Consider the following 12,588-nt stretch of genomic DNA (forward strand, 5'->3'; position numbering starts at 1 on the left):
AACATGGGTTATGAAGATATTACATTTGAAAAAGAGAGTGTCTTCCTAGTAACAGGTGGAGCTGGATTTATTGGTTCTAATCTTTGTGAAGTTTTATTAAATAAAGGATATCTAGTTAGATGTTTGGATGATCTCTCTAACGGTAAACAAGAGAATATTGACTTATTTATTGATAATCCGAATTATTCATTTATTAAAGGAGATATTCGTGATTTAGAAATATGTCTGAAAGCCTGTGAAGGTGTAGATTATGTTCTTAATCAAGCAGCCTGGGGAAGTGTACCTCGAAGTATAGAATTGCCATTGTTATATGAGGAAATTAATATTCGTGGTACGCTGAATATGATGGAAGCTGCTAGACAAAAAGGTGTTAAAAAATTTGTCTATGCTTCGAGTTCATCAGTTTATGGAGATGAACCAAATCTCCCAAAGAGAGAAGGAAGAGAAGGACATGTCTTGTCCCCCTATGCACTCACGAAGAAAATAGACGAAGAATATGGACGTCTTTATTCATCATTATATGGTCTTGATACATATGGACTAAGATATTTTAACGTTTTTGGAAAAAGACAAGATCCAAATGGAGCATATGCTGCTGTATTACCTAAGTTTATTAAACAATTACTAAATAACGAACAACCGACTATAAATGGTGATGGAAAGCAAAGTAGAGATTTTACTTATATCGAGAATGTGATTGAAGCGAACTTGAAAGCTTGCAAGGCATCTTCAGAAGTTGCAGGAGAATCTTTTAATATTGCCTATGGGGGAAGAGAGTATTTAATAGATGTTTACTACTCATTATGTAAAGCACTCCAGAAAGAGATAGAACCTATTTTTGGTCCAGGTAGAAAAGGGGATATTAAGCATAGTAATGCTGATATTACTAAAGCAAAAAATATGTTGAATTACAATCCTAGTTGGAGTTTTGAAAAAGGAATTTACGAAGCTATTGATTGGTACAAGAGGAATCTTTATGACAATAAGTAACCAAATTAATAATAAAGCTGTGGATAAAAAATCAGTAAAAAAAATTTTAGTTTTATTTTCGTTATATTTGATTTTAACGCCTTTCTATTTTTGGGAAAGTGGGCTACCTCAAATTTCTGATTTAGTAATGATACTTATAATTATAAGTAATTTGATAAATAATAAAATGACTCTAACTACTTCAGTGCAAGGAAAACAAAGTATCTTAATTTCATTTATGTTTATTTTATACGTTGTAAGTATTAATTTCACATGGAGTTTTATAATGGGTGAGTACATCTTTATAAAATCATCGTTATTTTATATTTATAATTTTGGTGTATTTATCACTACTGTAAACCTAGCGCATATTTATAAAGATGAATTTTTTAAATATATAATGATTGGGATAATTGGAGCTTTATTAACACAACTGTTCATGTTATTTTATGGTATAGGAGATAATTATGGAGGAGGACGCTATACATTAAGTTTTAATAATCCTAATCAGTTAGGGTACTTCGCCATACTTATTTTTGGAATTTTAGTGTTTCTTAACTTTCATATTAGAATAAAAACTAAATGGCTACTTTTTGGTGTTGTTACAACAGGAGTTCTATCAATAATTTCACTATCAAATGCAGCGATAATATCTTATTTTGGTATTTTAACGGGACTTTTAATTTTTAAAAATGGGAAAAGATTTAAGAAGAAGTATTTGATTTTATTAATAACGGTGGCTTTGTTTGTTTTTTTTATTCTTTACATAAATACTTCAATTATCCATGAAAATACTTTACTGCAATCATTAGAGACTAGACTAGGTAGTACTTCTGATAAAATTGCTCGAACTTCTGAAGTAAGAGGGTATTTCAGGATTACTGAATATCCGCAATTCTGGATTTTTGGCTCAGGTGAAGGTGCATATTATAGATTTGACGGTTCTTCTTTAGAATTTCACTCCACTTTGGGTAATTTACAAGTATCATATGGAATTTTTGGTTTGATTTTATTTATAACATTAATGATAAAATCTATAATTACTAGTAGGTATAAGTGCTGGTATCCATTATTCTTTATCATGTTGTATGGTGTTACTCATAATGGCATTAGAAATAGTTTATTGTGGATATTAATTGCATTAATGTCGATAAATTATAATTCAACGTCAACTAAAATGTCAAATATTAAGTCAAAGGATGAATAAAATGAAAAAAGGACAAGTAAATATATTACTCTCTACCTATAACGGGGAAGAATATCTTGAGAATCTTTTAAATAGTTTACTACAGCAAGACTACAAAGATTTTATTATTAGCATTAGAGACGATGGATCAGTTGATAGCACCTATCAGATACTGGAAAAGTTTTCTAGCTATAGCAATGTAAGAATTATTTATGGTAAAAATATGGGTCCAACAAATAGCTTTTTTGAATTATTAAAAGAAAGTGGAGGATCGGAGTATTATGCATTCTGTGATCAAGATGATTATTGGCATGAAACTAAAATTTCGAGAGCTATAGATAAATTACTTGAAAGAGGAGAAAAACCTTTACTATATGGGTCTGGCCTAACAGTTGTAGATGAAAATCTTAATTTTATAAGAGAAACAAGAAATGATAAATTTCGCCCTTCATTTGAAAATGCTCTAGTTGAGAACGTTATTCCTGGATGTACACTCGTAATTAATAGTGAAGCAAGAAATCTGATTATAAAAGAGCTACCTAGCGATTTAAGAATGCACGATTGGTGGATGTATCAAGTTGTTAGTGGAGTAGGCGAAGTAGTATATGATTATGAATCTAGAATTTTATATAGACAACATGGGAAAAATACAGTTGGTTCAGATTTTAATTTATTAGATAAATGGAAAAGAAGAATATCCCAACTAAAAAAAGTCAATAATAGATTAAAATATATAATGATCCACGCTGATTATTTGTATGAAATACATTACGATGATATGAATGTCAATAGCCAAAAAGAATTATTAGCGTTTATTAATACTAAGAAAGGATTTAGTCAGAAAATTAAATATATATTTATAGGGAAAACGTATAGAATGAATTTTTTAGATAATATTATTTTTAAAACATTGTTTTTGATACGTAAAATATGAAAATAAGTTTGAAGTATTGTCTACAATACTTCAATTATTTTTTAATATCCCAAGTTAAAGTATTTTCTTGTATGAATAAATCATGACACTTGTAGATTCATCAAGAAAATCTTAGGTAATAGTTTGCCGAAAGAATATTTAGGGAATATAGGAATATTTTTTCTTCTGCTTACTTTGTTGTTGATTGGTTGTAGAAAAATTTATATTATAGATTCTCATATAACGAAAATTTCGAAAAATAATAGAGTACTAATACAAACTTTAAATTTCTATTTTTAATAGAATAACTTCCTAAAATTCAAAGTCAAAAAAACTATTCAAAATAATCTTAATAATTAATAAATACAATTAAAAAATATGTCGAAAAAACACATCATCGTATCGAGAAAAAATATAAAATCAGTGATAGAAAAATTGAGATATGAATGTCTTAAAACAGAATTTCAATAGTTAATAATGCTACAGGGAGTGGAAATTAAAAATCGATTATTTTCAATAAATCATCATAGATAAATTCAAAGCCGTCAGTCCCTATAATGGGGAAGAATTCTTTAATTTTAAAATATAAGTACTAGCAATTTCACTAGGTTTGTATTTTATAAATTAATTAACGTCTTTACTAATGTTTAAAAAGTCTTTTTTGAAAAGATTAACTATCCTTAAATGGTACATTAAACTGCTAAAGAAGATTGAAAATCTTTTTAGATGACGTAAAGAAAGAATAGGTATCTAAATCAATTTGATGAATAATAAAATAAACAGAGGTGATTACAATGAAAGGAATTATTCTCGCAGGTGGTTCTGGAACAAGACTATATCCATTAACCATGGTTACAAGTAAGCAACTTCTACCTGTTTACGATAAACCAATGATATACTACCCGCTCTCAGTTCTTATGTTAGCTGGTATTAAAGAAATTCTCGTCATTTCAACACCACATGACTTGCCTAATTTCAAAAAACTTTTAGGCTATGGTCATGAGTTTGGCATTAATTTGTCATACGCTGAACAACCTTCTCCAGATGGTTTAGCTCAAGCTTTTATAATAGGTAAAGAATTCATAGGCGATGATGATGTTGCGATGATTTTAGGCGATAATATTTATTACGGGAATGGATTTACTTCTCTTTTACAAGAAGCAAAAGCGAATGCACAAAATGGAAAAGCAACGGTGTTCGGATATTATGTGAACGACCCTGAACGATTTGGAATCGTTGATTTTAATGAGGATGGGAAAGTGATTTCAGTTGAAGAAAAACCAGAAAAACCGAAATCAAATTATTGTATTACCGGACTATATTTTTATGATAATCGAGTAGTTGACTTTGCGAAAAAAGTGAAACCATCTGCTCGTGGCGAACTGGAAATAACAGATTTGAATCGACTATATTTAGAAGAAGAATCACTTAACGTTCAATTGTTAGGACGAGGGTATGCTTGGTTTGATACGGGGACAATGGATAGCCTCGTTGAAGCGACAGAATTTGTCCAAGTGATTGAAAAGAGACAAAGTATCAAAATCTCTGCACCAGAAGAAATTGCCTATCATAATCAATGGATTGATAAACAATCACTTTTGAACTCAGCTGAAAAATACGGCAAATCGCCATATGGTCAACATCTGAAAAAAGTAGCCGAGGGCAAAATAAGATACTAAGTGGAGGCGCGTAATGCATATTACAAAAACAAAGATAGATGATGTTCTAATTGTGGAACCGAAAGTTTTTGGAGATCATCGCGGTTGGTTTTCTGAAACGTATTCTAAAACGGCATTTCAAGAATTAGGTATAAATATTGATTTTATCCAAGACAATCACTCGATGTCAGCGCAAAAGGGAACGCTGAGAGGGCTTCATTTTCAGCTAAATCCTAAAGCACAAACAAAGTTAGTCAGATGCACTAAAGGAAAAATTTTAGATGTTGCGGTTGATTTACGAAAAGGTTCTCCTACATTCAAACAATGGATAGGAGTTGAATTGTCTGACGATAATCACAAACAACTCTTAATTCCTAAAGGTTTTGCTCATGGGTTTGTGACATTAACCGATGATGTGGAAGTTCAATACAAAGTTGATGAAATCTATTCTCCGGAATTTGATCGTAGTATTCGTTTTGATGATCCTGAGATAGGTATAGATTGGGAAGTATCCAACCCTATTTTATCGGAGAAGGATTTAAATGCGCTATTCTTAAAAGATAGTGATGTTAATTTTCGTACTAAATTTATGGTAACTGGCGGAGATGGTCAACTAGGACATGACGTGGTTTTAGCATTGCAAATGTTAAATGTAGATATTGTAGCTCCAAGTAGAGAAGAATTTGACTTAACAAATACAGCACAAATTAAAGATTATATTCTAAAAGAGACACCAGATGTGATTATTCACTGTGCAGCTTATACTGCGGTGGATAACGCAGAAGAAGAAAAAGAAATGTGTTATGCAGTCAATGTTGAAGGGACAAGAGCTATAGCGAAGGCTGCCAAAGATATTAATGCTAAAGTCGTATATATTAGCACGGATTATGTTTTTGATGGTTTGGGCGAAGAGCCACATTCAGAAGATAAGCAGACAAGTCCCATAAATTACTACGGATACTCGAAAGAACAAGGAGAGCAAATTATTCGTGAGTTATTAGATGAATATTTCATTGTTCGAACGTCTTGGGTATACGGAATAAACGGAAATAACTTTGTAAAAACAATGTTGAAATTAGCGGAATCTCGAAGTGAGTTAAATATCGTGAGTGATCAAATTGGTTCTCCGACGTATACGAAAGATTTAGCAGATTATATTGTTAGACTTGTTTTAACGAAACAATATGGAACTTACCACGGTGTAAATGAAGGATTTTGCAGTTGGTCCGAATTTGCTCAATCAATTTTTGAAAAAACAGATAAGCAAGTAGTTGTTAAATCTGTGACAACACAAGAATATCCGACGAAAGCTAAAAGACCATTAAATTCTAGAATGTTAAGAGAAAATACTGATAAAGCAGGTATTCTTCGTTTGCCTCATTGGGAAGATGCTCTTAATCGATTTCTTGAAAAACAATCATAATACGAATATGAGGATAATATATTGAATATAAAAGCAATTAGTTTTATAAAAAACATGTCCTATACTATTTCTTCTAATTTATTATCGTTGATTATTTCAACCTTAGTAGTGTTAATTATTCCAAAATTAATCGGAGTAGAAGAATACGGTTATTGGCAATTATATATTTTTTATTCATCATATGTCGGATTTTTACATTTTGGGTGGAATGACGGTATTTATTTGCGATATGGCGGAGAGGAATATGATGATCTAGACAAACATTTATTACATTCTCAGTTTATCGAATTATTTGTAAGTCAATCAATTATTGCATTATGTATTTGGGGATCTTCTTTTATATTTTCGCAAGATACAAATCGTAATTTTATACTTCAGATGGTTGGTATCGCAACGATTTTGATAAATACGAGATTATTGTTCTTTTATATTTTACAAGCAACCAATCGAATTAAACAATATGCTAGTCTTACGATGTTGGATAGAGTACTATATCTTTTTTTAATAGCCGCTTTTCTAATTATTGGAATACGAGATTACAAGTTACTCATTTTTGCTGATTTAATTGGAAAATGTATCACTCTATTGTTGGCAGCTTATATGTGTAAAGATATCGCCTTTAGAAGCTTAAGCACGTTTTATTTTACTATTAATGAGATTTTCATCAATATTAGTGTAGGAATTAAATTAATGTTCGCTAATATTGCGAGTATGCTCATTATTGGTATTGTCCGATTTGGTATTGAGCAATCATGGAATGTTGCCACTTTTGGTAAAATATCATTAACATTAAGCATTTCCAATATGATGATGATTTTTATTAATGCAGTTGGCATTATCATGTTTCCTATCTTGAGAAGAACGAATAAAGAGAAGCTTGCAAATATTTATTCAACTATGAGAGATTTTTTGATGGTTGTCTTGTTAGGTTTTTTAATTGTTTATTATCCTTTAAAATTAGTGATATCCGCTTGGCTTCCTGATTATGCTGAAAGTCTATTGTATATGGCACTTGTATTCCCAATGTTTATATATGAAGGGAAGATGGCTCTGCTCATCAATACATACCTGAAGACGCTAAGACGTGAGAAAACGATGTTGAAAATCAATATGATCACAATGGGGCTGAGTTTAATTGCGACTTACTTTACTACTCAAGTATTAAAGAATTTAGACGTAGCAATATTAAGTATTGTTATTTTATTAGCAATCCGAGCAGCATTAGCAGAATTATATTTGGCGAATGAATTAAATATTCATGTGAAAAAAGATATTATTTTAGAGATGTTACTAACGACTATATTTATAGTAACGGGTTGGTTTATTAATTCTTGGATGATAATGTTTATTTACGCGATCTCGTATATGATCTATCTGATATTAAAACGTAAAGATTTAACAAAAACAATTCAAAGTATCAAGCTATTAGTAAAATCGTAGGAGGATTATTATTTTGAAAACAATTTTAATAACAGGTGGAGCAGGATTCATTGGCAGTAATTTTGTTAAATTAATGCTTGATAGACACCCAGAATATAAGATTATCAATATCGACGCATTGACGTATGCAGGTAATTTAGAAACGTTAAAAGACATCGATACTAATCCTAATTATGAATTCATCAAAGCGGATATTCGTAACAGAGAACAGATTGAAGATATTTTTAGAGATAATGAGATTACTGCAGTTGTGAATTTTGCTGCGGAATCTCATGTAGACAGAAGTATTGAGGATCCTGAGATATTCTTAACGACGAATATTCTAGGTACGCAAGTTCTTCTAGACACTGCGAAGAAATACTGGAAAATAGATCCTGCTGATAAGTATAGTACTGACTATAAACCAGGTGTGAAATTCCTTCAAGTATCAACCGATGAAGTGTATGGTGCACTAGGCGAGACTGGTATGTTTGTAGAAACAATGCCTCTCATGCCCAATAGTCCATATTCAGCATCCAAGGCAAGTGCCGATATGATTGTAAGAGCGTATCATGAAACGTATGGGATGCCAGTAAATATTACTAGATGTAGTAATAACTACGGACCATATCAATTCCCTGAAAAACTCATCCCATTGATGATTAATAACTGCTTAGTAGAGAAAGACCTACCTATTTACGGAGATGGCATGCAAGTCAGAGATTGGCTACATGTATCGGATCATTGTGCTGCAATCGATACCGTTCTTCATAAAGGAATAGATGGCGAAGTTTACAATATCGGTGGTAATAATGAGAAATCCAATATCGAACTCGTAAAATTAATCATTAGTACATTAGGAAAATCTGAAGACTTAATCAAACACGTTAAAGATAGACCTGGTCATGATAGACGTTACGCTATTGATAATACTAAAATTACTACTGAACTCGGATGGGCGCCAGCGTATACCTTTGAACAAGGAATTAAAGAAACGATTCAGTGGTATCTTGATAACAATGAATGGGCTGAAAATATCTTATCAGGTGAATACGCAAATTATTACGATGAGATGTATAAGGGAGTATAGCTAAAAATAATATATCTTTAGTGATAAAGAGGTGGAGACTGTGAATATCTTAGTAACTGGAGGCCTAGGATTTATAGGTAGCCATACTGTAATAGAGTTAATAAAATCGAATCATACCGTCGTTATTGCAGATAATCTTATCAATTCCAAGATTGACGTACTTAATAAAATTGAAACAGTTGTTAATGTTAGACCTACTTTCTATCAAGTCGATGTGACGAACGAATTAGATGTAGAAGAAATATTTACTAATCATAAAATCGAGGGTGTCATTCACTTTGCTGGATTAAAGTCTGTAGGAGAATCGGTCTCAAAACCACTTGAATACTACTATAACAATCTAGTAAGTACCATGGTTCTCAGCAAGTTATGTCTGAAGTATGGTGTGGAGAAGTTTGTTTTTAGTTCTTCTGCTACTGTCTATGGCGATCAGCCCTCACCATTGAAAGAAGAGGTTGAACTAAAAAGAACAACCAATCCCTATGGCGAAACAAAAGCAATGAGTGAGCGGATTTTAACAGACATCGCAAATGCACATGAGAAATTCGCTGTCAGTTTACTCCGATATTTCAATCCTGTAGGTGCTCATGAAAGTGGGCTTCTTGGAGAAAATCCGAATGGCATTCCAAACAATCTGATGCCTTTTGTCACTAAAGTTGCTAAAGGTGAACTACCGAAATTAACGATTTTTGGAGATGATTATGATACGGTTGATGGTACAGGTGTTCGTGATTATATTCATGTTGTCGATCTAGCCAAAGGTCACGTCAAGGCGATCGAGAATTTGAATAAAGGGGTAAATTGTTACAACCTTGGAACTGGGAAAGGAACCTCTGTCTTGGAGATGGTGAATGCCTTCATGAGAGTCAATCAAGTCGCAGTTCCTTATGAGATTGTCGACAGGCGTCCTGGAGATATCGCAACGTGCTACGCCGACGTCAGTAAAGCTGAATACGAACTTGATTGGAAAGCTGAATTGACGATTGATGAGATGGTAAGGGATGCTTGGAATTTTGAACAGAAACAAGGATTAATAGAGTTATAACATTGTAATATCTTTCTATCACTGGTTAAGCTATTCAGGACTGGTGGTAGAAAGATGTTTCTATATTGTAGGGTTTGTTAGTAGCGTTTACTTAACGAGGTTGTTCAATCTTGGACTATAAGATTTGAGAAGAGCTAGTGTCAAGATTGATTGTTTGTCTAGTTATCTCTATACGCGGGGATAGGAAGCCAAACGTCCAAGAAAATCTTAGTGAATCTATTTTAGACGAATTGAATATAGGAAGAAGGACATATTTGAAGGAGTGATTTTTTGAATGGTTCATTGATTGATTCATATATTGAGGATATTGCTAAGAGAATACATGATCCTGCTTTACATGGTGCTGCATCGGTCATGATTGGTGCAGGATTTTCGAAGAATGCAGACATCGTTGATGATGAACTATCTGCACCGAACTGGGAAGAGCTGGCTGTGTCGATGTTTGAAGCTTTATATCAGAAGCCAAGAGATGAAGTAGAGATGAAAAAATGGCAAATCCAAAAGATCAAGAAGACTTCAGGAAAAAATGTGTTGAAACTAGCCGAGGAATATAAATCGATTTTCGGACGCAACAAGCTAAATAAATTTATAGAATTAAATATTAATGATGACATGTACATCCCAGGAGAGCTGCATAAGAAACTCTTATCCTTGAATTGGAGAGATGTATTCACCACTAACTATGATACTCTCTTGGAAAGAACGATTGATAAAATTAATGTGAAGTTCAATTATAAGATTCTAACGAGTCAAAACGACCTGCCTGGAAGTACTCATCCAAGAATCATTAAGCTTCACGGTAGTGTGGATTATACAAAACACTATATTATTTGCGAAGAGGATTATCGCACATACCCGATTCAGTTCGCACCTTATCAACAAGATTTTGTTGTATCGTTGTTAGGGTAGATATTCTTTGGTGACTACGTATTTATTTACAGGAGATAGCTACGAGTGATTGAAATAATTAATATATTGAGTGATTTATAATCTATCATTGTGAAATATAGAGCAAAATCGATAGCTGTATTTGAAAGCGTTTTAATAATTTAGAGTAAATAGGTATTAGCCAGTATGGAACGCATAGAGAACCCGTTTATACAAAATACTGTGATAAGAATTAATATAAACGATGCGATGATTCATCTTCAAACGGTGTAATTATTTGTCTTCGTATCGTCAATATAAAAAAGGTTTGAGGAGGAGAAGGAACATGAAAATTAATGAGATTTGGAATTCGAAAGAAATAAGTGTTTGGAAAGATGCATTAGCAAAAGCAACAATGGAAACAGGACGGGATGATTCGATCGAAACAAAAATGTCGAAACTAAAAGCAGAAGATATCCAACATTTACCAGTAGAGGATTTTTACTCTTTTTTATATGATGATTATTTTGTTTGGAAATATACGGCAAAACATCGCTTAGCGTCTACACGTAAATCTTTAAAAAAATATGAAAATGATATGAATGAACTAAGTGAAATCCAAGATGGGTTATTTAGCTTTGACCTCTCTAAGACAAGACTAGGATTACAGGCAGCTGGTGAGATTTATGGGTTAGGTGTAGCTGGCGCTTCTGGTCTGTTAGCATTATTGTTCCCGAGTTACTTCGGTACAGTTGATGAGATGGTTGTCCGTGCTTTACTGACATGTGATGAATATCGAGACGATGCAATCATTAAAGCAATTAATCCTCAAGATATCAAAAGAAAAGATGCCGTTTATCTAATTGAGCAGTTCAAAAAGAAAGCGCACGAATTAAATGCACTCTCGAATGAGTATTGCTGGAGACCTAGAGACATCGATGTTATTCTATGGCATTTTAGAGATAAAGATTTGTGATTTGTGGAATGATTGTTAAGAGGTAATGAATGAAATCATTTAAGCGATATTTAGTCACGTCGTATTTACGTCAGATGACTATGAGCGATTGGAAGAGATAGTGGATTGAGTCAAGTTCAATTCACTATTGTGATTTATCAAACTAAATAGATTATTTTATTTGAGTTTTAATTATATGCAAGCGCTTTATATATATAGGTATCCTCAGGTATTAAATGAATGTTCTATATCTATAACTAAGAGGAGGTATGAAAGGTTGTATGTGGTGAAACTACCCTATGGTTTACGTCAAGAAGGGAAATCAGAAAGATTGGTCCATATTTCTGAGATTATCCCAAGTGAGTCTGGCTAACGCTGTCGTTGTGTGTGTCCGAGTTGTGGTGTCAGGCTCCAAGCGAAGTTACCAAAGACGCGAAAGGATTTTACGCCGCGTTTTGCGCATCATCGCGGCGATGAGTGTGAATATGCGGTTGAAACGGCGCTACATTTAAAAGCAAAAGAAATCATTGAAGAAGATAAACAATTGTATTTACCAAGTGTTATTGAGAGTTACGAGCATCTTACCAAGGAAGTAACGAAAGCGCGTATGGTGACGTTTGACCATGTCATCTTAGAACATCGTGTGGATGACATCAGACCGGATATCCTGGCGTATAAGCATCAACGTCCCTTAATGATTGAAGTGAAGGTGACGCATGGGATAGATGAAGTTAAATACGCTAAAATAGTAAAATTGGGTATCTCGACGTTAGAGATTGATCTTTCATCTGTCGAGTCGACTTTCGATCCTGATTGGTTGAGAAGCCAGATTATTCATGCTACTGACATTGACACTCCACACGACTAAAGTCGTCGGATTCTTAGGTAGTACGCCCTAACGGACGCAAATTGACTAAGCGATCCCCGAAAGTCCTTCGGTTTTAATATTTATGCTTGCATTAATATCTCTGTCATGAATTGTTCCACAATTTGAACATACCCATTCACGAATATTTAGCTCTTTTTTGCCGTCATTATGACCACAAGAAGAACAAAGTTGTGA

12 protein-coding genes are annotated in these 12,588 nt (G+C 33.0%); 11 read left to right on the top strand and 1 reads right to left on the bottom strand.

The features are described 5' to 3' along the window. Nucleotides 1–3: 3 nt before the first annotated feature. The 11 genes from ACFO3L_RS05825 (at nt 4) to ACFO3L_RS05875 (ending at nt 12,393) form a co-directional block, all read left to right on the top strand. Nucleotides 4–990 carry an SDR family oxidoreductase gene (locus ACFO3L_RS05825; RefSeq protein WP_379964784.1) on the top strand — a complete coding sequence of 329 codons (987 nt, stop codon included), beginning with the start codon at nt 4–6 and terminating at the stop codon, nt 988–990. After that, the gene (locus ACFO3L_RS05830; RefSeq protein ID WP_379964786.1) at nt 977–2,176 is read left to right on the top strand and encodes an O-antigen ligase family protein; all 1,200 of its coding nucleotides are present in this window, start codon (nt 977–979) and stop codon (nt 2,174–2,176) included. The genes ACFO3L_RS05825 and ACFO3L_RS05830 overlap by 14 nt, the downstream gene beginning before the upstream one ends. A 1-nt stretch (nt 2,177) precedes the next feature. Continuing rightward, a complete protein-coding gene (locus ACFO3L_RS05835) occupies nt 2,178–3,089 on the top strand; it encodes a glycosyltransferase family 2 protein (protein ID WP_379964788.1) in 912 nt (303 codons plus the stop codon). 773 nt (nt 3,090–3,862) lie between these two features. Next, nucleotides 3,863–4,747, top strand: coding sequence for a glucose-1-phosphate thymidylyltransferase RfbA (rfbA, locus tag ACFO3L_RS05840; protein ID WP_379964790.1), 885 nt, complete (start codon nt 3,863–3,865; stop codon nt 4,745–4,747). A 13-nt stretch (nt 4,748–4,760) separates the two neighbouring features. Next, the gene (rfbD, locus tag ACFO3L_RS05845; protein WP_379964792.1) at nt 4,761–6,149 is read left to right on the top strand and encodes a dTDP-4-dehydrorhamnose reductase; all 1,389 of its coding nucleotides are present in this window, start codon (nt 4,761–4,763) and stop codon (nt 6,147–6,149) included. 21 nt (nt 6,150–6,170) lie between these two features. Then, nucleotides 6,171–7,589: a lipopolysaccharide biosynthesis protein gene (locus ACFO3L_RS05850; protein ID WP_379964794.1), complete on the top strand. Its 1,419-nt coding sequence runs from the start codon at nt 6,171–6,173 to the stop codon at nt 7,587–7,589. 13 nt (nt 7,590–7,602) lie between these two features. Next, on the top strand, nt 7,603–8,658 hold the full coding sequence (rfbB, locus tag ACFO3L_RS05855) for a dTDP-glucose 4,6-dehydratase (RefSeq protein WP_379964796.1): 1,056 nt from the start codon (nt 7,603–7,605) through the stop codon (nt 8,656–8,658). Between the two features lie 40 nt (nt 8,659–8,698). Next, the gene (gene galE / locus ACFO3L_RS05860; RefSeq protein WP_379964798.1) at nt 8,699–9,703 is read left to right on the top strand and encodes a UDP-glucose 4-epimerase GalE; all 1,005 of its coding nucleotides are present in this window, start codon (nt 8,699–8,701) and stop codon (nt 9,701–9,703) included. Between the two features lie 270 nt (nt 9,704–9,973). Further along, nucleotides 9,974–10,612, top strand: coding sequence for an SIR2 family protein (locus tag ACFO3L_RS05865; RefSeq protein WP_379964800.1), 639 nt, complete (start codon nt 9,974–9,976; stop codon nt 10,610–10,612). Nucleotides 10,613–10,916: 304 nt separating this feature from the next. Beyond that, a complete protein-coding gene (locus tag ACFO3L_RS05870) occupies nt 10,917–11,546 on the top strand; it encodes a hypothetical protein (RefSeq protein WP_379964802.1) in 630 nt (209 codons plus the stop codon). Between the two features lie 364 nt (nt 11,547–11,910). Continuing rightward, a complete protein-coding gene (locus ACFO3L_RS05875) occupies nt 11,911–12,393 on the top strand; it encodes a competence protein CoiA family protein (RefSeq protein WP_379964804.1) in 483 nt (160 codons plus the stop codon). Between the two features lie 45 nt (nt 12,394–12,438). Here the strand turns inward: ACFO3L_RS05875 and ACFO3L_RS05880 are convergent. After that, on the bottom strand, nt 12,439–12,588 hold a 150-nt coding region (locus ACFO3L_RS05880; RefSeq protein ID WP_379964742.1), incomplete at its 5' end, for a zinc ribbon domain-containing protein.

The sequence above is a fragment of the Enterococcus eurekensis genome, from assembly GCF_042654605.1.
GTDB lineage: Bacteria > Bacillota > Bacilli > Lactobacillales > Enterococcaceae > Enterococcus_I > Enterococcus_I eurekensis.